The following is a 23,659-nucleotide window of genomic DNA, read 5'->3' as shown; positions in this document are numbered from 1 at the left end:
TAAACTTGTGAAATATTTCACAAACAATGAGATTCATGTAGGACGGTAACTCTATTTTTTTTCGCTAATCGGGACTTGTTATGACCTATAGGGACTTATAAAGACCGTGATAACAGAATAGGAGGAAATTTACATGGTAGTCAAAGAGAAAGTTGTAAATGAAATGCAAGAGGTAAAAGAGATGATTGATACGTTAGTAAATAACGGTCAAGAAGCTTTACAAGCATTAGAAAGTTTTACACAAGAGCAAATTGACAACATTGTTCATGAAATGGCGCTTGCGGGTGTCGATCAACATATGCCGCTTGCGAAGTTGGCTGTTGAAGAAACGGGCCGTGGCGTATATGAAGATAAATGCATTAAAAATATTTTTGCCACTGAATATATTTGGCATAGTATAAAGAAAGATAAAACGGTAGGGATTATTCATGAAGATCCTCATGAAGAAATAATAGAAATCGCAGAACCTGTCGGTGTAGTAGCTGGGGTAACGCCAGTAACGAACCCAACATCGACAACAATGTTTAAAGCATTAATCGCGATAAAAACGAGAAATCCAATTATTTTCGCATTTCATCCTTCTGCACAAAACTGTTCCGTTGCAGCGGCAAAAACAGTATATGATGCAGCAGTGAAAGCTGGTGCACCAAAGCATTGTATTCAATGGATTGAAAGACCTTCTGTGGAAGCAACGAAACAATTAATGAACCATGATGGTGTCGCACTCGTTCTAGCAACTGGAGGGGCTGGTATGGTGAAATCGGCTTATTCTACTGGTAAACCCGCGCTAGGTGTAGGGCCAGGTAATGTACCATGTTATATAGAGAAATCGGCACATGTAAAACGTGCTGTTAATGATTTGATTTTATCGAAAACATTTGATAACGGTATGATTTGTGCGTCAGAACAAGCCATCATTGTAGATAAGGAAATCTATAATGATGTTAAAGCAGAAATGATTGCAAATAATTGTTATTTTGTAACAGAGGAAGAGAGAAAGAAATTAGAAAAGCTTGTTATTAATGAAAATACATGTGCAGTAAATAGTGATATTGTTGGGAAATCAGCACAGTATATTGCTGAATTAGTAGGAATTACTGTACCTGAACATACAAAAATGCTTGTAGCTGAAATTAAAGGCATCGGAGCAGCGTATCCACTATCTCGTGAGAAACTGAGCCCAGTGTTAGCTTGTGTAAAAGCAAATTCATTAGAAGAAGGATTTACATATTGCGAAGAAATGTTAGAGCTTGGTGGCCTAGGGCATTCAGCGGTTATCCATTCTACAAATAAAGAAGTACAAAAACAATTTGGGTTACGTATGAAAGCCTGCCGTCTCATTGTAAATGCACCTTCATCACAAGGTGGAATTGGTGATATATATAATGGATTTATTCCATCACTTACGCTTGGTTGTGGCTCCTACGGGAAAAACTCAGTTTCCCAAAACGTAACGGCGACTCATTTATTAAATATAAAAAGGTTGGCAAATAGAAAAAAGAATATGCAGTGGTTCAAATTACCACCCAAAATTTATTTTGAAAAACATGCGACAGCATATTTAGCAAACATGCCTAACATTTCCCGCGCATTTATTGTAACGGATCCAGGGATGGTTGAGCACGGTTATGTAGATACAGTTACGCACTATTTACGTAAGCATACAAATGATGTGAAAGTTGAAGTTTTCTTTGAAGTTGAGCCAGATCCATCAGATGAAACTGTATTTAAAGGTGCGGACATGATGAAAAGCTTTAAACCAGATGTAATTATCGCGCTTGGTGGCGGTTCAGCTATGGATGCAGCAAAAGGGATGTGGCTATTCTATGAGCACCCAGAAACGACATTCTATGGAATAAAACAGAAGTTTTTAGATATAAGAAAACGTACATGTAAGTATCCGAACTTGGGAAATAAAGCACAATTTGTTGCCATTCCAACAACATCAGGGACGGGATCAGAAGTGACGCCATTTGCGGTTATTACAGATAAGAAAAATAATATTAAATACCCGCTTGCGGATTATGAATTAACACCAGATGTAGCGATTGTTGATCCGCAATTTGTAATGACAGTACCACCTCATGTGACGGCAGATACTGGTATGGACGTATTAACACATGCAATTGAAGCGTATGTGTCTGTTCTGGCAAATGACTATACTGATGGTTTAGCATTAAAAGCAATTGATCTCGTATTTAAATATTTACCGAGAGCATATAAAGATGGAAATGATGAAGAAGCACGAGAAAAAATGCATAATGCTTCCGCAATCGCAGGGATGGCATTTGCAAATGCTTTCCTAGGTATTAATCATAGTTTAGCACATAAAATTGGACCGGAATTCCATATTCCGCATGGACGTGCGAATGCAATTCTTATGCCGCACGTAGTTCGCTATAATGCTATTAAGCCAAGAAAACACGCATTGTTCCCAAAATATGAGCACTTTGTGGCTGATGAACGCTATGCACATATTGCGAGAATGCTCGGGCTTCCAGCAAGCTCAACAGCGGAAGGTGTGGAATCACTTGTCCAAGCAATTATTGAGCTTGGAAAAAGCTTAAATATAAATATGAGTATTGCAGGACAAGGAGTTGCTAAAGACCAATTTGAAGGGGTTGTTGGATTATTAGCAGAAAGAGCTTTTGAAGATCAATGTACAACAGCTAATCCAAAATTACCGCTCATTTCAGAGCTGAAAGAAATCTATATGGAAGCATATAAAGGCGTATAATAGATAAAAAAGAGCCGCGAGTAAGCGGCTCTTTTTTACTTTGGAAAACATCTCCCAGATTGGTTCTATTTACTTGTCTTTAAGCTTGATAGAATGTGATAAAGTGAGGATGGGAGTGATAAGCAGATGAAAGAATTACAAGAAAAAATAGCAGATTATACCCGGTTTGCACAAGTACTTTTAGCTATAAGTACATTTTTAATGATCGGTTTATTAATTCCAAGTGGAATAAAAAGTATGGTACAGTCTTTTGTTATGATGGGGAGTATTATTGTATTTTTAGTTCTTGCTTTTTTCTTCTTTAAGCGTGTTAGAACGATGCGTGATCAATTAGAGGAGAGCGAATATGAAGAAAATTGTTAAATAGGGCGCTACGAAAAGAAGAAATCTTTTTGTAGCGTTTTTTCATTTTTGTAGAAAATGTATGCGTTTCATATTGACAATGATAATCCTTATCAATTAAAGTAGAATAGTAGTTAATGATTATTATTATCAATTAGAGGTGAAAGAATGAACAAATCTATTACGCTGTTCACAGCGATCTTATCTATTTTTTTCTTATTAATAGGTTGCAGTGCAAAAGAAAACGAAAAAGCATCCGCAACAAAAACAGACAAAGGAACAGACAAAATCGAAATTACCGATCTCTCAGACAGAAAGATAACATTCAATAAAGTTCCTGAAAGTTTTGCTACGTTGAGTATGGGAGACATGGATATTATTCATGCTTTAGGTGGAAAAATAGTAGGTCGTCCGGATACAAAATTAACTCTCCCAGAGGAATTAAAGAAAGCACAAGTAATCGGGAATGCACATCAACCGAATTTTGAGCAAATTGCTAGTTTAAAACCGGATGTACTTGTTGCTAACAATGGATTCCAAAAGAACATTCCAACGGTCGAAGGACAAGGAACAAAAGTAATCATTTCTTCAGCAAACTCTGTAAAAGATATTCAAAAGGGTATTGAAATGTATGGAACAGTAATGAAGAAAGAAGATAAAGCAAAAGAGCTTAACCAAAAAATTAATGATCAAATGAAGAAATATGAGAAAAAGAGTGACGTTAAAGCGTTGCTAGTTTATGGAGCACCAGGCACTTATTTAGCAGCATTACCAACATCTCTATCAGGGGATATTTTAGAAAAAACAGGCGGGAAAAATATCGCAGCTAGTTTTCCAGAAATGAAAGAGTATCCGCAATATGCACAGCTAAGTGTAGAACGTATTATTGAAGCAAATCCAGATGTGATTTATTTAATTACACATGGAGATCCCAATAGTGTGAAAAAAGCATTTGAAGGCGAAATGATGAAAAATGAAGCATGGAAAAATTTAGATGCAGTAAAACAAAATCGTGTAGTTATTTTACCACCAGATTTATTTGGATCAAATCCTGGGACAAAAGTTACAGAAGCGATGGACTTTATGTATAAAAGTATACAAGATGTAAGGAAATGATAAGTATGGAGAGTAGTGAAATAGTAAGAGAAAAGGAACATCCTTTTGCGAGAAAAAGGTGGATAATAACAGTTACTTTAGTCGTATTAACTGTTCTAGGTCTTTTTTATGGCCTTTTTGCAGGGAGCTTATCTTTTTCTTTACGAGACATTATAGAAGGTATACAAGATGAAGGTTCGACAGTTCATCGAATTGTATGGGATCTTCGTATACCGAGAGTGCTCGTTGGTTTTATAGTAGGAACGTGTTTAGCTGCATCAGGAGCATTATTGCAAGGGGTTATGAGAAATCCTCTTGCAGATCCTGGAATTATCGGAGTTTCATCAGGAGCAGGTCTTGTAGCAATTATAATCATGATTTTATTTCCTCAACATATGGCATTCTTACCACTAGGAGCGTTTTTAGGAGCTTTTATTACAGCAATGGTCATTTACGCACTATCATGGCAAAAGGGGGCGCCACCTTCACGAATTGTATTAGTAGGTGTTTCAATAAACGCCTTAATTGGTGCAGCGACTTCAGCGCTAATGTTATTACATAGCGACAAAGTACAATCAGTTTTACCGTGGTTAGCTGGTGGTATTGGTGGTGTTAGTTGGGCACATTTAAATATGATTATTTACTATGCGATATTCGCTATTATATTAGCTTTCTTCGGTATTAAACATATTCGAGTATTAATGCTTGGGGATGAAATGGCAAAATTATTAGGGTATAACGTGGAAAGAAGTCGGTTTTATTTAATAGTAGTAAGTACAATGTTAGCTGGAATAGCAGTTAGTGTTTCTGGTCTTATTGGATTTGTCGGTCTTGTTGTACCGCATATGTTACGTTTATTAGTTGGAAATGACTATAAATATTTACTGCCATTATCATGCCTTGGCGGTGGGATATTACTTGTTTTTGCGGATGCGATAGCTCGAAGTTGGTTCGATCCAATCGAATTGCCTGTTGGTATTTTATTGTCCTTCTTAGGTGGTCCGTTCTTCTTATATTTAATCCATAGAGGAGGAAAACAACGTGATTTCCGTTAACAAGGTGTTTTACGCACATTCTGAAAGATTTCAAATGCAAAATATGAATGTACATATTAAAGCTGGAGAAATCGTTAGTTTAATCGGCCCGAATGGATCGGGGAAATCTACTTTGCTTCGTTTAATAGCACGGCTACTTAAACAAAGCGAAGGAGACATCATTTTAGATGGGGAAAATATTTATACGATGAAGAGTGCAGATGTAGCGAAGCAATTAGCGATGTTACCACAAATGCACGATCATCAATTAGATTTAACAGTGAAAGAACTAATAGAGTTCGGAAGAGGTCCTCATAAATCATGGAGTAGTCGCTTAAATAAAGAAGATGAAGAAATTGTTGATTGGGCATTGTCTGTTACAAAGCTTGAAGGGTATGAATATCGTCTTTTACAATCCTTATCAGGAGGAGAAAGGCAACGTGCTTGGATTGCAATGACGCTTGCACAACGCACAAATGTCTTACTATTAGATGAACCAACAACCTTTTTAGATATCGTCCATCAGTTAGAAGTAATGGAACTTGTTAAACGATTAAACGAAGAGTTTGGTATGACGATTGTAATGGTTTTACATGATATTAATCAAGCGGCTCAATATAGCGATCGTTTACTCGTATTAAAACAAGGGAAGATTCAGTATGATGGCGTACCAGAAGAAGTACTATGTCATCAAATGTTTCAGCGTGTATTTGGAATTAAAGTTGATATATTCCAAGGGAGTAACAAGCCATTTTTTACACCGAAACGAATTTGTGAAAAGGGAGAAGAGAGATGCAAACAGACGAGCGTATTACCACTGAGTTAGTAAGGGAATTTGTTATGGCAGCTCACGGAGATCTAGAAAGAGTACAGGAGCTTTTGGCCGAATCACCGAGCTTACTTCATGCCTCTTATAATTGGGGTGGCTCAGATTGGGAAAGTGCCTTAGGAGCAGCGGCCCATGTAGGCCGTAAAGATATTGCTCTTTATTTACTGGAAAAGGGAGCTCGGATGGATATTTTTGCAGCAGCTATGCTGGGTGAACTTGAAGTCGTACAAGCCATTTTAGTAGCACAACCAGAAGCATTACGTGCATCTGGCCCACATGGCATCTCTCTTATTCAACATGCACGAATGGGTGGAGAAAAAGCTCAGCGTGTATTTGAGTACTTAACAGTACTTTCTTAATGACCGCAAAGTTCTTATGTGCGGTAAACTTTCCACTCAAAGGATTGGAAGGTTTACCGCCCGTTAGAACGGGATAAGTATCTAGTATATTTGAAAATCCTACACCCCCTCAATTGTAGTTTTCTTTATACTAGTTATGATATGGATGCAGTAGACACTCTTTTGTCTACTGCTTTTTTTTGATATAATACACTTTTATAAGATTGAATTTTCTTTCTTTTTGGTAACTTTCTTGATATGAATTATTCAACACTTACGTAGTTTGAAATATGTTGTTATGTAATGAGGTTCAAAATGATGGGAGTGAATAAAAGAGTGTTCCATACAGATCGCTTACAATTTCGCAAATATACAATGGATGATTTACCATTTTATGCTTCTTTATGGGGGGATGAGAAGGTAATGCGCTATATTGGAAATGGAACGTTAAAAACATTTATGCAATGTAAAAAAAGTTTGGAGGAGAGGGTACTTCCAAATTATAAAAATGGTCTCGGTTTATTTGTAATGATTGAAAAGGAAACAGGGATAAGAATTGGTCATGCAGGACTTGTCAAGCAGAAGGTAGATGGAAAAGAGGAAATTGAGATTGGCTATTGGCTACTTCCTAAATATTGGGGGAAAGGGTATGCGAAAGAGGCTGCGGCGGCTTTTCGAGACTATGGTTTTCAAGCATTACAAATGAATAAATTAATTTCACTTATTAATCCGAACCACCCAGCTTCAATATTTGTTGCTAGAAAAACAGGGCTTAGTTATGAGAAAACAACTTCATTTCATGAGATGGAAGTTCTCGTTTATTCCATTAAGCGGGTTGGATGAAAAAAGGTGAATTGCATTTTTTGGAGAATGGTATATAAAAAATAAAGGGAGGGATTACATGTATATTTATCATAATGGATTAATTATTCGTGAAGGAACGAATGGAGTGCCAGCATATGCGATTAAGACATTATTTGAAGATGCTGGCTGGAGTAATGATAATATCCCTTCTTGGCAAATTGAAAAGTTTACGATTGCATTTGAAAATTCAACATGGGCTTTCACAATTTGGGATGAAGAAGAAATGGTCGCGATGGTTAGAGTGATTTCTGATCAAATCATGGTTGCTAACATAGTAAATTTAGTTGTGAAGTGTGAGTATAGGGGGAAAGGGTTAGGTAAGAAACTTGTAGCTCTTTGTTTACAAAAGCTTCCGCATGGCGATTGGTTTGCGCATACGTCCGCTAACAATTTTGATTTTTATAGAAGTTGTGATTTTGAAGTAAGAGAGTTATCAAGAAATGGAACATGTGCGTACTATGGGTATCAAGTGGCCAAAGAGGAAGGGCATCGATAACTTATAAGGTAATAAAGAAAAAGGATTGCTATTTTAATAATATAAACTGAACTGAGACTCATTTTGTGATAAAATAAAAGAAAATTCAGTTTATTAAATGGGGGATAAAAATGAATGTAAAAGTTGGGGATATATTTAAATACGAAAGAAGATTTACCGAGGAAGAAGTTTTTGAATTTGCAAATATTACAGGCGATAAAGGTAGACATCATATGGAATATGATGAGAATGGACGATTAATGGTCCATGGTTTATTGACTGCTAGCATTGGGACGAAAGTAGGCGAAGAGTTACATTACATAGCGAGGGAATTAGTAAGTGAGTTTATTAGACCAGTTTTTACAGGGGATACGGTTACTTGTGAATTAACTTTAACAAATATTGAGCAAATGGAAGGATATAAAAAAGTTTCAATTGAGTCAGTTTATCGCAATCAACATGAAAAGACCGTACTAGTTGGGACGAGTTATGGAATTATAAGGGGATAAAAAAGAAGCCTGTTACGAAACAGGCTTCTTTTTATCGTTTAGTAAACACGTTTTCGATTTTCCGCATGACTAGAGATAAGTAATAATGCAGATTCTTCACCTATATTGCGAACAATATGAGGAACGCATGCATTCCAAGAGAAAGAATCACCTTCTTCTACAATCGCAATATCTTCTCCATGTTGAACTTCTAGTTTTCCGCGTAATACAAGATGACACTCTTCACCTTCATGAGCATTTGGTGAGTTTTCTTTCGGGAATCCGGCAGAAATTTCTACTAGAGATAGGCGGAGACCACCTTGCTCCGCAACATGCTCAATTCTTTGTTCATCTTTTCCATACACACTGTATTTACGCTCTTCTTTTTTTACAATTTTCAAACGATCTTTTTGTTCTAACAATAAATATGGAAGGGGGACATTTAAAAAATTAGCGATCATTTCTAAAGTTGAGATAGATGGTGATGTTTTATTGTTTTCAACCTGACTCATAAAGCCTTTAGAAAGACCTGTTCCTTCACAAATTTGGGCAATCGTAATTCCTCTACGTTGACGAATTTCACGAATCGCAGAACCGATATTCATAAAATCATGCTCCTTTTTGTAAACAACTATTTGTATCATAGCAAAAAAAAAATATTTTTTCTCATGAAAAATGAATTGACGAATAAAAATAATTAGTGTATGTTTTGTAATGTAAATAAAAGTTTTGTATAACAAAACTATAAAGGAGAGAAAGAAATGAATCAACATATTGGTAACTTAATTATTCGTATCGTGTTAGGGGTAACGTTCTTTATGCACGGTTTAACAAAATTCCAATCAGGAATTGACAATATTGCAGGGTGGTTTACAAGCATTGGTTTACCAGGAGGACTTGCATACGGTGTAGCAACAGTTGAATTAGTTGGAGGCCTATTGTTAATTCTAGGTTTAGGCGTAAGGTATATTGGCTTATTATTTGCACTTGTTATGGTTGGAGCGATTGTGAAAGTAAAATGGTCAGCTGGTTTGTTAGGAGACGGGAAAAATCCTGGATTTGAGTTAGAACTTGCATTATTAGCGATGGGTGCTTACTTATTTGTTGCGAAAGCTAATGGTTTTGTAGATAATTTCTTAAAAGAGAAAATGTTAAAGAAGGATTAATTAAAATGGGGGTATAACAAAATGGGCTTTCCACTTCATCCCGAAACAACACTTGGGGTTGTTCATTTATATGTATCAAATTTAAAGAAATCGCTAGAGTTTTATACAGAAGTATTGCGTATGAAGGTACTGGAAGAAAAAAGTACAATCGTTACGTTTGGTAATGAGGACAATGAGCCACTTCTCATAATAGAAGAAAAGGAAGACGCTCTTCCGAAGCAAAGAGGTCGAACTGGTTTATATCACTATGCAATTTTATTACCAAACAGACAAGACTTAGCAAATATTCTTCGTCATTTTGTTGAGAGAGTACACCCATTACATGGTGGGGCTGACCATTACTTTAGTGAAGCTCTTTATTTAGCTGATCCAGATGGAAACGGGATTGAAATTTATCATGATCGCCAAAAAGAAGTTTGGCATGATGAAAATGGAGAGCTACCATTTGTTAGTAACCCGTTAGACGGCGAAGGATTATTACAGCAAGGAAGTACATGGAATGGGTTCCCGGCTGGTACTGTGATGGGGCACATTCATTTACATGTAGCTGACTTAGAAGAAGCGAAACATTTCTATGTTGATGGCCTTGGTTTTGATGTAACGATTCCAGCTCGTAATGGAGCGTTGTTCGTATCAGCAGGTGGTTATCATCACCATATCGGTTTAAATACATGGCAGGGTGAAGGTATACCACCACAAATGCCAAATTCCGTTGGTTTGAAATATTTCACAATTGTACTAGCAGATGAAAAACAAAAAGAGCAAGTGTGTGAAAGTTTAAAATATATTGGCGTAGTTGCTACGTATAAAGATGGAATATTACAGGCCAAGGATCCGTTTGGACATTGTATACATTTTAAAGTGAAAGGAGAAGCCTAAAAAGGCTTCTCTTTTTTCACTTTCTTATAATAGCTTTTTCATTTTGTAAAAATAGTTCATCAAATTGCTTTGCAAGGTCAAAATCTAGTTTCGTTAAACCATTTGCATTCCATGATGACAAAGTAATAATGACTGCTTTATACTGGATAAGGATAAATGGGTGGTGATTATGTTCTTCTGATAGTTTGGCGGCTTCAGAGACAAATTCGACTCCTTTTAAGTAGTCGGAAAACATATATTTTCTTTCAATCCATTTTTCATCTTTCACTGTCCATTTATCCAGCTTTGTTAATTCCTCTTGTACTTCTTCATTAGTTAATCGTAGCATCATTTTTCACATCCTTTACCTGCAGTAACGCAAGACCATTGTTAATAAGACGTGTTACAGATTCTTCAGTTGTGAAAGTAGAAAGTTGTTGTAATAATGCTGCTGATGCTTCGTGTCCTTTGTTATGTTCTAAAAGCAATTCTAAAATTTCAAGACGAAGCAACCATTCTTTCGGATGAAATTTATTTAATACTTCTTGAATAGCTATTAATTGATCAGTATGAGTATCGTGTAAAATACTATCGTTACGTATATCTCGAACTGTTTGATACATACGTTCAAGCTTATTCAGTACAAGTGGATTAGGCGTTTCTTGTACTTCTTCATTCATCGGGAAAAATGCAGCCGCATCTGCCGCTCCTGGGAATACAGAAGTGATTTGTGAGCCGACAGCCATATCAAATGCTCCCCATGAAGGATCAAATAATAAGCGATCTTTATGAGTAACTGCACAATTTATAAAGGAGATAAGAGCAATTTTTTTATCATTTTTTACAATGTCTGTTACTGTTCCTTTTACATGAATGCCACTTGCAAAAGTAAACTCTGCACTGCTTCCAATTGTAATGCCTAATGATTGTAATTGTTCTTCTGTACAATTTTCTAATGCAATATCTCCATCTAGTAATCCGATTGGTGTCCCGAATCCATCGCTGTGCACAGATGTAGAATGATTTGCTAGTTGTTTATTATGAATTGCTAATGCAGTTGGTGAGCTTGTTCGTGTGTAAATAACTTCACCAGTATCATTTTTAATTGTCTCTGTAAATGTACCCGTAATTTGTAATCCACTACTTAGCTCAGTTGTAGCATGATTTTCGGAGCGGATTGCTTTTTCTAATCCTTCTGTTCCACCTGTTTTAAATGCCATCGTTGTAGAGAACTGCTCAAGGGCCTCAGTCAATTCTTCAAATGATTCACAAACAAATAGCTGTGGTTGCATTTTTGTTACATCATAAGTTGTCCCGGTGCAAGCTTCAATTGAGAATGGGACTTTCTTTACAGCGTTTGTTAAGCAATGCTTACTTTCACCGACAGAGGAAAGGAGACCAGCACCGTAAATTTTCGGATCATTTATATTGCCGATTAAGCCGTATTCCACTGTCCACCAGAATAAACGTGAAATTTGTTCTGCTTCTGATAAACCAGAAACTAAGTTTTGTTTTTCGATTACAGCATTTTCAGCAACTGCAACTTCTTCAGGTGTAGAAGTAGGGCTTTCTTTTACGATCGTTAATGTACGAACGGCTTCAAAAGCATCATGTTCTTCTTTTGTGGAGAAAGCTTTCGCTCCAATTTGTCCAAAGCGTTTCACATATTTTGCATATGTAGAATCAAGCAAAATCGGTGCGTGGCCTGCAGCTTCATGAACGATATCAGGAGCGGGTGTATACTCGATATTTTCTACTTTACGAATATCTGTTGCGATTGGTAGTAATCCATGCCCCTGAAAATCGAAGAATGCGACGCCGGGAATAAGTCCGTCAATCGTTACGGCACCCCAGCCGCTTGGTGCTAAACAGTCATTCATTTCTTCTACTTTTGGAATTGCATCTATATTAATACCAGATGATTGTAGTCCGTTAACATAGGATGGATGAGCAACATCTTTTAAGAAGCTATGGTTTTGTCTCATAATGTAACGCCAAACAGCGTGATTCACCGGTGTGTATTGATCATAATGCTGTGTGGATACGAATGGTTTTAAATGTGATGGAATTTCTTTTTTCTTTGTCATTTAGACGTCCTCCTTTTTCTCTATAAAAATGAATACCAGTTTTGTATAGCTTGTACCACCTCCTTTCAGAATTGTAAGCGCTTATAAAATTTTATCATAACATTCGAAATTCTTTAACAACTGTTTGCGTGAGAAATAGAAAAATCCCCTATCGGAAAATCCGATAGGGGCGAAAAAATCGCGGTACCACCCTATTTGTAAGTGAAAATATACTTACATCTCAACTAATGATAACGGAAAAATCCCGTCTTTTCCTTCATGCATAAAAGCACTACGAAAAAGAAGCTCCAGAATTGTAATTCGTACTTATATATGTGCTAATTCCCACCGACCATTAGCTCTCTGAAACAGGGATACAAGATACTACTGCGATTCTTTCAACGCGTATATATGAAGTTATTTAAAAGGGAAGGACGCAAAAAATCCCCTATCGGAAAATCCGATAGGGACGATAAAAATCGCGGTACCACCCTATTTGTAAACAATTAATTGTTTACCACTTACTTTAAGATAACGGAAAGATCCGTCTTTCTCTTCATGCATAAAAAGCATTACGGGAAAGAAGCTCCAGAATTGTAATTCACGCTTGTATATGTACTGATTCGCACCAACCATCAGTTCTCTGAGACAGGGATATAAGTCGCTACTAGTATTCCTTCAAAGCCGATATATAATTCGTTCAACTAAACTATGTTTTGTATTATAAAACTATATTTAAAAGCTTGTCAACAATAATTTTATTATCTCACTTCTAAATCGACGTTTAAATTAGACTTATTTCCAGCTGCATCGGTTGCTACAATATGAATTGTATTCTTTCCTTGTTGTAATTGACTACGATCGAAATAAATTTCATAGTTTTTCTCCCAAGGATTTAGGTATGCACTTTCCCATGCTCCATTTCCGTTAATTTCATACTGTATCGTTACGGGATGTCCTGGAGCAACCCATCCGGATTCTGCCATCCAATCCAAAAGTATATCATCTACTTTACCTCTAATTACGAGGTTTTCTTGATCTACTTCAGACGATAATTTCGGTGCAGTACGATCGACAAACACAGCTCCTGTCTGTTTCGTTTCTCCACCAGAGTTAGAAGCAACAGCTTCGATTTGGTATAAGCCATCAGGTAGAGGAGATCCGTCGGTTTTCGTACCATTCCATTTGAAAGATTTATAACCAGGTGTTTCGTTTTTACCTTGATGTATCATGCCTTGATATGTTACACGGTCTTTCGTAATTAAATTAGCGTGAAATGTTACATCCTCCACTGGTGTAACTAAATAGTAATTGATCAGGTTGTCATCTAGTATTCCATCATTATTTGGACTAAAAGTAGAATTAACGATTTCAAGACCATCAATACGTTTGTATTCTTTCGGATCAATGCTAAACGTAAATGGAATACGCATTTCTTCAGTCTTACCTTGCTCTTTCACATATAGATTTCCCGTATATACACCTTGTGGTAAGGAGCTATCTACATTAATAGTAAAAGGCTTTTCGATGTTACTATTAGGTTTCACACTAATAGAAGAAGAGAAAGAAGTCTGGACTTTTGTTTTTGTATCTAGTAATTCAATGCGAGTTGAAAAGTTTTTCTTTTTGTTAGAAAGATTTTGTAATGTAATATTTTGTGTTAACTTCACTTTGCCGCTATTAGGTTTAATAAGACCGAAACTTACATTGTTAGGTTTCACTAATGCATCTGTTTGGGCTGCTTTTGGAATGTTAATTAAACCAGATCCTTGTGCCATGACAGGATATGTATTTTCATTGACATCCTTTAATGTTTTTGCAGTGTTGGCAAGAGCTGCTTTCAATTGTTCTGTCGTCCAATCAGGATGCATTTGACGCAGCAGGGCAACGGCTCCCGCCACTTGTGGCGCAGCCATACTTGTTCCGTTGTGAGATTCATAGCCACCTCTCGGCACTGTACTAGTAATTTGTACTCCAGGTGCAACAATATCAGGCTTTATTAGCCAACTACCTTGTGATGGTCCTCTTGAACTAAAGTTACCAATAAGTTCTGTTTGCTTTGGTTGTCCAATTTTTATATTTTTCTTTCGTTTTGTAATTAAAGTTTTTAACTCTTCGCCATTTGTATTTGATAGTTGCATAACTGGAAGAGCTACATCTTCACGTACAAAATATTCGGGCATAAGATTAATTTCTTTTTCGTTAGAAATTAGTAGCACGCCAAGAGCGCCAGCTTGTTTCGCTTGTTTTGCTTTTACTAACGTGCTTGAAGTTCCTTGTAAAACAAGGGCGAACTTACCTTTCACATCTTGTTTAGCGTAATCACTTGAATTACCGTAGCCAACATATACAAGCTGAGCATCGTTGCCTACTTGGAAATCTGATTTTGATAACGGTAATCCTTGGTAAGATTTATTGGAACCAGCTACTTGGAATGTTGGAAATGGAATAGAAACAGTAGATGCACCAACAGAGATGACACTACTTGCGTTACCAGGAGCGTCAACAGACCAAGGTTTTGGTCCATCATTTCCATTTGAGACGACTGCAGTAACACCAAGTTTTGCTGCGCGTTCTAACGTCATTGTTACAGGTTGATCAGGTACATTCAAATCTTGACCAAGAGATAGATTTAAAACATCGGCACCATCTTGAATAGCTCGCTCAATACCTTGAATAATATCATCGGTCGTACCGGTACCACCATCATTCATGACACGGTAAGCGAGTATAGAAGCATTCGGAGCAATCCCCTTTATTTTTCCGTTACCCGCAATAATTCCAGCAACATGGGTACCGTGGACATTTCCATCCATCGGATCATTATCTTCATCGACTGTATCATAGCCACCGATATAATTTGCTTGTAAATCAGGATGGGTATAGTCGACACCTGAATCGATAATAGCGACTTTCATCCCTTTTCCATCAAGGGGTTTGCCAGTCGGATCTTTTAAATTCCAAGCTTCAGGTGCACCAACTGTAGGGCCTCCAACGTTTGGTGTTTCTTGATCTGCTAGGCTTTTTGACGTTTCATGTAATTTATATGTTAAGTTCGGATAAATTGCTTTTACTTCAGGTAAAGAAGCTAGAGCGGCAATTTGATCCCCTGGGATAGAAATAGAAAATCCAGAAAATAACGTACTATACGTTTCTTTTATGGTTGCTTTTGGTGCTTTTTCTTTTATTTTCTTTGTTGTATCCTCTTGTGCTTTTTTTAGTTGTGCATGGTATGATTGCACATTGCTATTTTGTAGGTCCGGAGCATGTTGAATGTTACTTTGTGAAGCGAGTGGAGCCTGCTGCAATTCTACAATAACTGAAATTTCTTTTGATGTTTTTGTTTCAACATTTTGCGCGATTTTGTTTTCTCCCCATTGTTCAATATTTGCTTTTAACTGTGGACTAAATTGCTTCTCTTTTTGCAGTGATTCAGCATGGGCGCTTAATGCTCCAAAGCTCGAAAAGACGAGCGCCATACTTAATAGTGTTGATGTAGTTTTCTTCATTGAAACTCCCCCTAATAAAAAGTGCCAATTTTCTGAAAATAAATATTACATTTTTATCGTTAATTATAGGAACGGATGTTGGCTGAACTATACATTCGACATAATTCATACCAATCCTCTTTGAATTAAAAATTTCTTGGGAAATTTTTTGGAATTATGTCGAATGGATAATATTTGCATATAGTAAGCGGAATATGAGGAATGCTAGAGGGGGAAATGGGGGTGCTATATGAAAAGGTTTATAGTAAGTGGAATCGTGGTTTTGTTCCTTTTTTTCTATTCAAGTTCTATTACTAGCGCAGAAAACAATGGAGTAAAAGTTGCCTTTATTCGTAATCATAATCTATGGATTAAAGTCGGTGAAAAAGAAAAACAAATTACAAAAGGAGAGTACATAACAGGACCGAAATGGTCACATAATGGAGAATGGCTTGCATATGCAAAAGGAAAGAAGCGAAATCACTTTGAACTGTATCGGCTAAAAGATGGAAAGAAAGTTAGACCATCTCAATCAGAAGTATCGAATTATCAATGGTCACCAACAGAGAATATAATTGCATTTGTATTTGCACGCACATTAAATACATTTGATGCTGAAAAAAAGAAAGCAGATTTTGAAAACATAGCTAATGGTGTAGGTGACTATGCATGGTATCCTGATGGTAAGAAGTTTCTTGTATCATCAGAAGCGTACTTGCTTCCAACAGGATGGACAGGTGCTCAGTTATATGAAATACAAAAGGATGCAAATATGAATCCTCATAAGATGAAGCATTTATCTGCACTACCGAATGAGCATGATGACTTTTTAGCATTAGTTGGAAGTGGATTTAATTGGTCGCCAGATCAAAAATGGATTTCGTTTTTGGCAGTACCAACAGCTTCTTTGTCAGCTGATAGTAATACCCTTTGCTTAATTCGATCAGACGGCAGTCGTTTTGAAACAGTAGATGAAATGTTATTAAACACACAATGGTTCAAATGGGCGCCATCAAAAAATATATTAGCCTATATTGAAGGAAGCGGGAGAGTTGCTTTAGAGAATAAGCATTTAAAAATAAAAGAATTGCCGGCTCTCCAGCAAAATACATTTACTCCAAAAGGCTATGTTGATTGGGATTTCACATGGAAGAACGAGAATGTAATTATCGTTTCAAGGGCAAAGGAAGCAGAGCTATCGGTCCCTCTAGAAAAAAGGCCACTACCATCTTTATATGAAATAAATAGTACAACAGATGAACAACATCAAATTACAAAGCCATCCAATAGCCAAGGCGATTATAACCCTATTTTTAGTAAGAAAAGCAACCAATTAATGTGGCTCCGTTCAAATCGTAAGAAAGCTGATGTATGGCTTGCTCATAACGATGGAAAACATGAAAAGAAATGGATTGAAAATATAGATGTACCAGAGTGGTATTATGAGAAATGGAATTGGGAAGATGTCGTTTCGGTTAAAGACGAGTAAAAAAACCTGCCTGAAATATAATTTCCAGGTAGGTTTTTCAATGTTATTTATGTGTTTTATTTGGCTTTTTTTTCGCAGGGTTTCCGTTCCCTTGGCGCTTTCTATTTTGTTCATCTTTTGCTTGTTTTTCATGTAATGTATCTAAAAAGTCATTTGTGTTACTCATTTTTATATCTCTCCTTTTTTCATTGCGTCCTAGTTACTATAACCATTTAGGAGGATAATCATGAGATAAAAGTTAAGCGCTTAGTTTTCTTCGGTAGTATAAGTAAAATAGTCCATACGTAATGAATAACATAAGTAAAACTTGTAACTCTACATTTTCTTTTAAAATAGTTGCGACAGAAGATGGTAAGTAAGGTGATGTATCGCTCGTTCCTAAACCTAACCATTTGTTTAAGAGGTTAATGATACAAAATATGAAAACACCGGACCAGCTTGCGATAATTGCTTTTTGTTTCACGCTCATCATCTGTAATCCAAGGATTAGCAGTTTTATCACTATTAAAAAAGCCATTTATGTATCCCCATATGATCATTCCCATAAAGACGATAATCCATTTCATATTTGTAATCCTCCTCTTCTTGTAAAAAATATTTTACATATATAATTGTAATATTTTCCAAACGTTGATGTCAAACACTTTTTACATTCTACTTTTTAAAATAGCAGGAGTAAAGAAAAAAATAGGGAAGAAATATGTGAGACCATTTTCTAGTGAGAGGAAGAGGAGAATGAAACTTATTTTTGTTCGGCATGGTGAAGGTGAACATACGAAAGATTTACCATTAAGTTTACAAGCAGTGAATCCGCCATTGACGGGCGTGGGAAAGAAGCAGGCTGAATTGCTTCAGTGCGATGTACCATTACAAGAAAAGGATATATTAATCGCTAGTCCTACACTTCGAACTTTACAAACTGCGACAATATGGAGTGCGGAAGTTGCTTGTCAAAAAATTGTTCACCCATATATATCCCCGCGAATTTTTCCTTATCGGGAATCCGCCAAAACATTACCGTGCGATCAATTGTTAGATCGAAAGATAATACAAAACTTATTTCCACATTTTTCATTAGAAGAAAGTAGAAATGAATTGTTATGGAATGAGGGAGTCAATATCATCTTGGAGATGGAATTTCAGCAAATAGTAGATGAATTTCTGCACTGGTGCTATCAGTTAAAAGCAGAAAAAATTTGTATCGTTGCACACGATGGAACAATTACAGCGTATAGGCAATATTTACAGAAAGTCGCTTTAACTAGAGCTGATTTTTTGAAAGAAACGGGTATATATGAAATGGACTTATAGGAGAGGAAATTTGTAATGGAAGAGTTAGGAGAAGATGTGTACGACTTAAATGAGCCGAGAGTATACTTTAGCGTAGCGGAAATTAAGTAATATGCAAAATTGCATATTACACATATTGTAAATGGTTGGTATAAGTTTTGGGGGGTGAAACTAGTAGAATCCTTTTTATATAGTGGTGTAAAATCATATGTTGGATTGATAGATTATGTAGATGGAAATGTAGCACTTATGTTTACAATACGCCTATTTTACGGGTTTATTAACCATGACAAAACGTTAGAATAAGTTGTTCGAGAAGCGAGATTAACCGATGAGGAGACATGTACATTTGGAGTATATAAACAATATGAAACGGATTTATTCTATATTCGAATGAATGCGTTTCACATTTAACTCACAGTTTTTTTACATTTTCTTCAATGAAAATGATTATCACATGTGGTATGATATGTTCAAGTTTTTACAGGTAATAAAAGTTACTATATAAACGTTAGTATGTAATGTTTTTTATGTATGTCACAAATTATTCACGATTAACGTTTTAAAAGTAAGTAACTAATGTTATTATATTATCTGTAACTGAATTAATTACAACTTTAGGAGGAAGATATGATTATTCAATTTTTAAGAGAAAACAAAGCAGTTTCTTTTGTATTAGCGATAATTCGAGTGTATCTTGGTTACACATGGGTAATGGCTGGAATCGGTAAACTACAAGGGAAAGGCTTCGATGCAACTGGTTATTTACAAGGTGCAATTGAAAAATCTAAAGGAGCACAACCAGCTGTTCAATCTTGGTGGGCATCATTTTTACAAGATTTTGCAATTCCAAACGTTGATTTATTTAATACACTTGTGACGTGGGGAGAAATTTTAGTCGGAATTGGTTTAATTGTAGGCTGTTTAACAAAAACAGCGGTCTTTTTCGGTCTTGTAATGAACTTTTCCTATATGTTTAGTGGGTCAATTGGTGTGAACCCTGAAATGGTTATCTTATCCATGTTCGTTCTTGTTTCTGGTATGAATGCTGGAAAACTTGGAATTGATGGCTTAGTTATTCCAAAAGTACTAGGATCAAAAATTCAAAAACGCCAAAAGCAAGCTGCTTAATATATGAAAACGGGTATCTCAAAAGGAGATACCCGTTTATTTTTCAGCACTTATAGGATTTTTCTCGAAGAAATCTTTTACATACCCTACAAACTCTTGTGGCTCTTGACGAAATGGAGCATGATAACCTTTTTCAATAATATGGAAAGTGCTATTTTTTAAGAATTGATGATAAGTTTCTCCTTCTTTCCAAGAAACGCTACTATCATTTCTTCCCCATATAATTAAAGTTGGTTGCTTGATTTCAGTTGCATTGATTTGAAGACGCCTAGGCCATAATTTCATTTTATTATAATGCTCTTCATCATTACGCTTGAATTTAACTTTGCTCTCATCATAATCTGCAATAGAAGAAACGGCACTTAAATCAGTCGACAACTTTGGTTTTGGTGAACCTTGTTTATTAACGAACGTATGAGGGCCGCCTGTAGCATCAGTTAAAATAAGGTGGGTAACCGCTTCGGGGTATAAATATGTTAAATTAAGAGAAATTTCTCCGCCCATAGAATGTCCCAGTATTGCGAATGAGTCATACCCTAATTTTTTCATTAACTTATAATACAAATTTGCATGAGTTGGGAAAGAATAATAAAAATCCATCGGTTTAGAGGAACGTCCGAATCCTAAAGCATCAACAGAAATAATCGTATGATCTTTTGCTAAATCTGAGTAAACCTTTTGAAAACCATTGGATGATCCTCCAAATCCATGGATCATAAGTAAAGGTGGTTTTTCATCACCAATCTTTTTAAAGTAAATCGTTTGACCATCTATCTCTACCATTTTTTCCTCGGTAGCTAGTTTCGCTGTAATTGTATTTTTAACTTGTTTTACTTGTTCTACTGGCTTTTCTGCTGCACTACATCCTACTAATAGTGTAAGAGTAAGACAACCTACCATAAAATAGCTAAATCGCTTCAATTAGGTGTCCCCTTTCTAACATAACGCTGCATCTATCATAGCAAATAGTATATTACGATTTCCAGGAAGTTGATTACCATTCTTTATCATAAGAGGTGAAAGGAGCGTTTCCTGGAAATTTTCTGTTTGAAGAAATTGACGGAAAATGAATTGTGAGTGCGGAACATCAATGCGTATTGTCCCATTCCACGAGTTGCAAATTATTTCTAATAACTGAATAGCGTCTTTTTCTTTTTTTGAAATAAGTGGAGTGATACATAGTACATCTCCTTTTTGTATGCATAAAGCAAAAGCATCTATTTGATTATCCCGCTCTATTTTAAAGGAGTAAGTTGCTCTCGATAGTAGTGATAAATAAAGCTTAGAACGATCTGCACCAGTCGCAGTTTGATCAAGAAAAATGAGAGATTGAAGATCGGCTTGCTGAATTTGTTTTATGGGAAAAGAATTTGTACTTATATGAGCCGCTTGTTTTTCGAAACGATGAATTGTTGTTATTGATTGAAATCCATAAGATACATATAAGGATTCACCAGCTTTTGTTGCAATGAGTGTAATAGGGAGCGATGGATAAGTTACTTTTAAGCTATTGTTTAACAAAATACGGCCAATTCCTTTTCTTTGAAAATCAGGATGCACGATTAACATACCGATAGAAGAAAATCCAGGGGCAAACGAAAAGACCCCGCCCGCTGCAATAAGTTTATTCTCATGTACATAGCCAAAAATTGTGCCAATGGAAAGGTACATATGGAATTGCTCTTTCATAAAACTCGCATGCTGTAACCACCCAACTGATTCGCAAAGAGAGAGTAAGGCTGGAATGGAAGATTCGTCTAGTTTTACTGTTTTCATAAAGTTCACCATATTTCTATTTAAATTAGAAAAAATAAGAATAATATTAAGAAATGTAAAATAATAGGTTCGTATTAAAAGAAATCCAACATGTTTATATTTATCTTTGTAAAGGGGAGTATGCTTGATATGAAAAGACAAACTTATACAAATTATAACTTAAATTTACATAAGTTAACAAAAAATTTACATATAACTCATTTTCTCTTAACAGTCTTCTATTAAATTTGATAGTGGGAAATGAATAACCTAATTAGGGGGACAAGACAGTGAAAAAGTTTGTAAAAAAAGCATGGCCATTTGCAGTTGTGGCGTCGTTAGCAGTTACTTCGGTAGCAACATGGAATTTTACGCGTTCTAGTGAGGTTAATGCAGATGAGAACGGAAACAATGCAAAAATTAAAAATGTCATTGTATTAATTGGGGACGGTATGGGGCCTTCATATATGACAGCTCATCGTTATATGAAAGATAATCCAAAAACATTTGAGATGGAATCTACAGAATTTGATAAGCATCTTGTAGGAACACAAAAAACATATCCAGAAGATGAACATGAAAATATTACAGACTCTGCATCGGCAGCTACTGCGATGTCAGCAGGTATAAAAACATATAACGCAGCTATTGCAGTAGATAATGATAAAGCTGAAGTGAAAACAGTATTGGAGCAAGCGAAAGAAAAAGGGAAGTCAACGGGACTCGTTGCAACTTCTGAAATTACGCATGCAACACCAGCTGCATTCGGTGCACATGATATTAGTCGTAAAAATATGGACGCAATTGCAAATGATTACTTTGATGAAAAAATTAAAGGTAAGCATAAAATAGATGTTATGCTTGGCGGGGGCGTAAAGAACTTTGTTAGAAAAGACCGCAATCTTACAGAAGAATTTAAGAAGTCTGGTTATAGTTATGTAACAGATCGTAATCAATTATTAAATGATAAAAGCGATCAAGTTCTTGGCTTATTTGCACCAGGTGGTTTAGACAAAATGATTGACCGTACTGACAAAACACCTTCATTAGAAGAGATGACAAATGCAGCGATTGAGCGCTTGAACAAAAATAAAGACGGTTTCTTCTTAATGGTCGAAGGTAGTCAAATTGATTGGGCTGGACATGATAATGATATTGTCGGTGCAATGAGTGAAATGGAAGACTTCGAAAAAGCGTTTAAAGCAGCAATTGAGTTTGCGAAAAAAGATAAGAACACATTAGTTGTTGCAACTGCAGACCATGCTACTGGCGGATTATCTTTAGGTGCGAATGGTGAGTATAACTTTAAAGTAGATCCGATTAAAGCTGCGAAACGTACGCCAGACTTTATGGCAAATGAGATTGTAAAAGGTGCAAATGTAGAAGAAACATTGAAAAAGTATATTGATCTACAATTAACACCAGAAGAAATTAAAGCTGTAAATGATATAGCTCCATCAAAAGATGTAACAAAGATTGATAATGCAATTGAAGATATCTTCAATAAGCGTTCGGTTACAGGTTGGACAACGGGTGGACATACAGGTGAAGATGTGAACGTATATGCATTCGGACCAGGTAAATACTTATTCTCTGGCGTTCAAGAGAATACAAATATAGCTAAACGTGTCTTTGACATCGTTGGCGGCGGCGATCCGAATAAAGGAAGACGCTAATTATAAATGAAAGTGAGGCGAAATGCCTCACTTTTCTTTTTAGGAGATGGAAAGATGAGCGTTTTTTTAGGGAAATTAAGATTCCTTCTAGTATTCGTATTATTGCTAGTTGGATGTCAATCTCAAGAGAATAATATAGAACAAAAATCTGCTGGGAAAACTGAGGAAAAGGTACATATAACGAAAGAAGAAGAGAAATCCATTCAAGATGTTATTGAGGCATTTGTACGGACAACGAATGAAAAAAATCTTGCTGAACATATGGAGTTATTTTCAAAGAAGATGCCTAGTGCTGAAGACTTAAAAACACAAAAGGAAGCGGCATTTCAAAAGGGAAATAAGAAAATAGAGTTAGAACATATGAATATGAAAGCTCTTAAAGGTGGGCTTGTTATTGTTGAAACGGAGGAAAAAGAAGTAGATGGAGGGGTTACTCTTCAGAAGAAAATGCAGTACGCACTTGGAAAAGAAGAAGAAGGGTGGAAGATTGAAGAGGTTCGTACGATAGAGAAGAAATAAAGTGAAACTTTAATCAGTG

The 23,659-nt window shown here is 36.1% G+C and carries 23 protein-coding genes, 2 pseudogenes and 2 other annotated features; of the genes and pseudogenes, 17 read left to right on the top strand and 8 right to left on the bottom strand.

Annotation, left to right across the window (positions count from 1 at the left end; all coding sequences use genetic code 11):
• The first annotated feature begins 133 nt into the window (after positions 1–133).
• The 9 genes from adhE (at position 134) to NSQ69_RS21545 (ending at position 8,223) form a co-directional block, all read left to right on the top strand.
• Positions 134–2,737: a bifunctional acetaldehyde-CoA/alcohol dehydrogenase gene (gene adhE, locus NSQ69_RS21585; protein WP_078213488.1), complete on the top strand. Its 2,604-nt coding sequence runs from the start codon at positions 134–136 to the stop codon at positions 2,735–2,737.
• Positions 2,738–2,863: 126 nt separating this feature from the next.
• Positions 2,864–3,100, top strand: coding sequence for a YrhC family protein (locus tag NSQ69_RS21580; RefSeq protein WP_002034123.1), 237 nt, complete (start codon positions 2,864–2,866; stop codon positions 3,098–3,100).
• A gap of 147 nt (positions 3,101–3,247) precedes the next feature.
• The gene (locus NSQ69_RS21575) at positions 3,248–4,195 is read left to right on the top strand and encodes an ABC transporter substrate-binding protein (RefSeq protein ID WP_002015260.1); all 948 of its coding nucleotides are present in this window, start codon (positions 3,248–3,250) and stop codon (positions 4,193–4,195) included.
• Between the two features lie 5 nt (positions 4,196–4,200).
• Positions 4,201–5,229, top strand: coding sequence for a FecCD family ABC transporter permease (locus tag NSQ69_RS21570; protein ID WP_002015259.1), 1,029 nt, complete (start codon positions 4,201–4,203; stop codon positions 5,227–5,229).
• Entirely contained in the window at positions 5,216–6,034 is an 819-nt protein-coding gene (locus NSQ69_RS21565) for an ABC transporter ATP-binding protein (protein ID WP_341099660.1), read from the top strand. Before NSQ69_RS21570 ends, NSQ69_RS21565 begins: the two co-directional genes overlap by 14 nt.
• Positions 6,001–6,396 (top strand): ankyrin repeat domain-containing protein, encoded by a 396-nt coding sequence (locus NSQ69_RS21560; protein WP_340975142.1) that lies wholly within the window; start codon positions 6,001–6,003, stop codon positions 6,394–6,396. The genes NSQ69_RS21565 and NSQ69_RS21560 overlap by 34 nt, the downstream gene beginning before the upstream one ends.
• Before the next feature lie 294 nt (positions 6,397–6,690).
• A complete protein-coding gene (locus tag NSQ69_RS21555; RefSeq protein ID WP_002129191.1) occupies positions 6,691–7,218 on the top strand; it encodes a GNAT family N-acetyltransferase in 528 nt (175 codons plus the stop codon).
• A 58-nt stretch (positions 7,219–7,276) separates the two neighbouring features.
• Positions 7,277–7,735 (top strand): GNAT family N-acetyltransferase, encoded by a 459-nt coding sequence (locus NSQ69_RS21550; protein WP_002129190.1) that lies wholly within the window; start codon positions 7,277–7,279, stop codon positions 7,733–7,735.
• A 110-nt stretch (positions 7,736–7,845) separates the two neighbouring features.
• Positions 7,846–8,223: a MaoC/PaaZ C-terminal domain-containing protein gene (locus NSQ69_RS21545; RefSeq protein ID WP_002129189.1), complete on the top strand. Its 378-nt coding sequence runs from the start codon at positions 7,846–7,848 to the stop codon at positions 8,221–8,223.
• Positions 8,224–8,261: 38 nt separating this feature from the next.
• Here NSQ69_RS21545 and NSQ69_RS21540 read toward each other — a convergent pair whose 3' ends face one another.
• Entirely contained in the window at positions 8,262–8,807 is a 546-nt protein-coding gene (locus tag NSQ69_RS21540; RefSeq protein WP_002015249.1) for a helix-turn-helix domain-containing protein, read from the bottom strand.
• Positions 8,808–8,963: 156 nt separating this feature from the next.
• Here NSQ69_RS21540 and NSQ69_RS21535 point away from each other — a divergent pair, with 156 nt between their 5' ends.
• Both NSQ69_RS21535 and NSQ69_RS21530 read left to right on the top strand, forming a co-directional pair.
• Positions 8,964–9,368 (top strand): DoxX family protein, encoded by a 405-nt coding sequence (locus NSQ69_RS21535; protein ID WP_002129188.1) that lies wholly within the window; start codon positions 8,964–8,966, stop codon positions 9,366–9,368.
• A 21-nt stretch (positions 9,369–9,389) separates the two neighbouring features.
• Positions 9,390–10,247 (top strand): VOC family protein, encoded by an 858-nt coding sequence (locus NSQ69_RS21530; RefSeq protein WP_002129187.1) that lies wholly within the window; start codon positions 9,390–9,392, stop codon positions 10,245–10,247.
• A gap of 16 nt (positions 10,248–10,263) precedes the next feature.
• On the opposite strand, the gene NSQ69_RS21525 is transcribed toward NSQ69_RS21530, so the two are convergent.
• From NSQ69_RS21525 to NSQ69_RS21515, 3 genes are all read right to left on the bottom strand, one after another.
• Complete coding sequence (locus tag NSQ69_RS21525) at positions 10,264–10,578, bottom strand: 4a-hydroxytetrahydrobiopterin dehydratase (protein ID WP_002129186.1); 315 nt, start codon at positions 10,576–10,578, stop codon at positions 10,264–10,266.
• The gene (locus NSQ69_RS21520) at positions 10,559–12,313 is read right to left on the bottom strand and encodes an aromatic amino acid hydroxylase (RefSeq protein ID WP_341099657.1); all 1,755 of its coding nucleotides are present in this window, start codon (positions 12,311–12,313) and stop codon (positions 10,559–10,561) included. Before NSQ69_RS21520 ends, NSQ69_RS21525 begins: the two co-directional genes overlap by 20 nt.
• Before the next feature lie 162 nt (positions 12,314–12,475).
• Positions 12,476–12,703, bottom strand: a binding site (T-box leader).
• A 51-nt stretch (positions 12,704–12,754) separates the two neighbouring features.
• Positions 12,755–12,983 (bottom strand) — a binding site (T-box leader).
• Between the two features lie 70 nt (positions 12,984–13,053).
• Positions 13,054–15,801 (bottom strand): S8 family peptidase, encoded by a 2,748-nt coding sequence (locus NSQ69_RS21515; RefSeq protein ID WP_341099655.1) that lies wholly within the window; start codon positions 15,799–15,801, stop codon positions 13,054–13,056.
• Between the two features lie 229 nt (positions 15,802–16,030).
• On the opposite strand from NSQ69_RS21515, the gene NSQ69_RS21510 reads away from it, so the two are divergent.
• Positions 16,031–17,269, top strand: a complete 1,239-nt coding sequence (locus tag NSQ69_RS21510) for a TolB family protein (protein ID WP_341099653.1) — start codon at positions 16,031–16,033, stop codon at positions 17,267–17,269.
• 43 nt (positions 17,270–17,312) lie between these two features.
• Here NSQ69_RS21510 and NSQ69_RS21505 read toward each other — a convergent pair whose 3' ends face one another.
• Together NSQ69_RS21505 and NSQ69_RS21500 are read right to left on the bottom strand one after the other, a co-directional pair.
• The gene (locus NSQ69_RS21505; protein WP_341099652.1) at positions 17,313–17,435 is read right to left on the bottom strand and encodes a DUF4023 domain-containing protein; all 123 of its coding nucleotides are present in this window, start codon (positions 17,433–17,435) and stop codon (positions 17,313–17,315) included.
• Between the two features lie 72 nt (positions 17,436–17,507).
• Positions 17,508–17,835: pseudogene (locus tag NSQ69_RS21500) on the bottom strand (phosphoglycerate mutase).
• 169 nt (positions 17,836–18,004) lie between these two features.
• Here NSQ69_RS21500 and NSQ69_RS21495 point away from each other — a divergent pair.
• The 3 genes and pseudogenes from NSQ69_RS21495 to NSQ69_RS21485 all read left to right on the top strand — a co-directional run bounded on the left by NSQ69_RS21495 (position 18,005) and on the right by NSQ69_RS21485 (position 19,690).
• The gene (locus tag NSQ69_RS21495; protein WP_002129176.1) at positions 18,005–18,580 is read left to right on the top strand and encodes a histidine phosphatase family protein; all 576 of its coding nucleotides are present in this window, start codon (positions 18,005–18,007) and stop codon (positions 18,578–18,580) included.
• A pseudogene (locus NSQ69_RS21490) lies at positions 18,581–18,865 on the top strand (delta-aminolevulinic acid dehydratase); the annotation flags it as partial. It abuts the gene before it with no gap.
• A 324-nt stretch (positions 18,866–19,189) separates the two neighbouring features.
• Entirely contained in the window at positions 19,190–19,690 is a 501-nt protein-coding gene (locus tag NSQ69_RS21485; protein WP_002015237.1) for a DoxX family protein, read from the top strand.
• Positions 19,691–19,726: 36 nt separating this feature from the next.
• On the opposite strand, the gene NSQ69_RS21480 is transcribed toward NSQ69_RS21485, so the two are convergent.
• Together NSQ69_RS21480 and NSQ69_RS21475 are read right to left on the bottom strand one after the other, a co-directional pair.
• Positions 19,727–20,611 carry an alpha/beta fold hydrolase gene (locus tag NSQ69_RS21480; protein ID WP_002129173.1) on the bottom strand — a complete coding sequence of 295 codons (885 nt, stop codon included), beginning with the start codon at positions 20,609–20,611 and terminating at the stop codon, positions 19,727–19,729.
• A gap of 15 nt (positions 20,612–20,626) precedes the next feature.
• Positions 20,627–21,466 (bottom strand): GNAT family N-acetyltransferase, encoded by an 840-nt coding sequence (locus tag NSQ69_RS21475; protein ID WP_002129172.1) that lies wholly within the window; start codon positions 21,464–21,466, stop codon positions 20,627–20,629.
• 269 nt (positions 21,467–21,735) lie between these two features.
• Here NSQ69_RS21475 and NSQ69_RS21470 point away from each other — a divergent pair, with 269 nt between their 5' ends.
• Both NSQ69_RS21470 and NSQ69_RS21465 read left to right on the top strand, forming a co-directional pair.
• The gene (locus tag NSQ69_RS21470; protein WP_002129171.1) at positions 21,736–23,121 is read left to right on the top strand and encodes an alkaline phosphatase; all 1,386 of its coding nucleotides are present in this window, start codon (positions 21,736–21,738) and stop codon (positions 23,119–23,121) included.
• Between the two features lie 54 nt (positions 23,122–23,175).
• Complete coding sequence (locus NSQ69_RS21465; protein ID WP_002129170.1) at positions 23,176–23,640, top strand: hypothetical protein; 465 nt, start codon at positions 23,176–23,178, stop codon at positions 23,638–23,640.
• The last annotated feature ends 19 nt before the right edge of the window (positions 23,641–23,659 follow it).

The sequence above is a fragment of the Bacillus sp. FSL R10-2201 genome, assembly GCF_038008665.1.
In the GTDB taxonomy this organism is placed as follows: domain Bacteria; phylum Bacillota; class Bacilli; order Bacillales; family Bacillaceae_G; genus Bacillus_A; species Bacillus_A mycoides.
The sequence above is the reverse complement of the archived record's forward strand: the minus strand, read 5'-3'. Positions and strand labels throughout refer to the sequence as shown.

Bases quoted from the DNA above. Each gene is read 5' to 3' on its own strand.
- adhE (WP_078213488.1), top strand. From the start codon at position 134: ATGGTAGTCAAAGAGAAAGTTGTAAATGAAATGCAAGAGGTAAAAGAG.
- NSQ69_RS21580 (WP_002034123.1), top strand. From the start codon at position 2,864: ATGAAAGAATTACAAGAAAAAATAGCAGATTATACCCGGTTTGCACAA.
- NSQ69_RS21575 (WP_002015260.1), top strand. From the start codon at position 3,248: ATGAACAAATCTATTACGCTGTTCACAGCGATCTTATCTATTTTTTTC.
- NSQ69_RS21570 (WP_002015259.1), top strand. From the start codon at position 4,201: ATGGAGAGTAGTGAAATAGTAAGAGAAAAGGAACATCCTTTTGCGAGA.
- NSQ69_RS21560 (WP_340975142.1), top strand. From the start codon at position 6,001: ATGCAAACAGACGAGCGTATTACCACTGAGTTAGTAAGGGAATTTGTT.
- NSQ69_RS21555 (WP_002129191.1), top strand. From the start codon at position 6,691: ATGATGGGAGTGAATAAAAGAGTGTTCCATACAGATCGCTTACAATTT.
- NSQ69_RS21550 (WP_002129190.1), top strand. From the start codon at position 7,277: ATGTATATTTATCATAATGGATTAATTATTCGTGAAGGAACGAATGGA.
- NSQ69_RS21545 (WP_002129189.1), top strand. From the start codon at position 7,846: ATGAATGTAAAAGTTGGGGATATATTTAAATACGAAAGAAGATTTACC.
- NSQ69_RS21540 (WP_002015249.1), bottom strand. From the start codon at position 8,807: ATGAATATCGGTTCTGCGATTCGTGAAATTCGTCAACGTAGAGGAATT.
- NSQ69_RS21535 (WP_002129188.1), top strand. From the start codon at position 8,964: ATGAATCAACATATTGGTAACTTAATTATTCGTATCGTGTTAGGGGTA.
- NSQ69_RS21530 (WP_002129187.1), top strand. From the start codon at position 9,390: ATGGGCTTTCCACTTCATCCCGAAACAACACTTGGGGTTGTTCATTTA.
- NSQ69_RS21525 (WP_002129186.1), bottom strand. From the start codon at position 10,578: ATGATGCTACGATTAACTAATGAAGAAGTACAAGAGGAATTAACAAAG.
- NSQ69_RS21520 (WP_341099657.1), bottom strand. From the start codon at position 12,313: ATGACAAAGAAAAAAGAAATTCCATCACATTTAAAACCATTCGTATCC.
- NSQ69_RS21515 (WP_341099655.1), bottom strand. From the start codon at position 15,801: ATGAAGAAAACTACATCAACACTATTAAGTATGGCGCTCGTCTTTTCG.
- NSQ69_RS21510 (WP_341099653.1), top strand. From the start codon at position 16,031: ATGAAAAGGTTTATAGTAAGTGGAATCGTGGTTTTGTTCCTTTTTTTC.
- NSQ69_RS21505 (WP_341099652.1), bottom strand. From the start codon at position 17,435: ATGAGTAACACAAATGACTTTTTAGATACATTACATGAAAAACAAGCA.
- NSQ69_RS21495 (WP_002129176.1), top strand. From the start codon at position 18,005: ATGAAACTTATTTTTGTTCGGCATGGTGAAGGTGAACATACGAAAGAT.
- NSQ69_RS21485 (WP_002015237.1), top strand. From the start codon at position 19,190: ATGATTATTCAATTTTTAAGAGAAAACAAAGCAGTTTCTTTTGTATTA.
- NSQ69_RS21475 (WP_002129172.1), bottom strand. From the start codon at position 21,466: ATGAAAACAGTAAAACTAGACGAATCTTCCATTCCAGCCTTACTCTCT.
- NSQ69_RS21465 (WP_002129170.1), top strand. From the start codon at position 23,176: ATGAGCGTTTTTTTAGGGAAATTAAGATTCCTTCTAGTATTCGTATTA.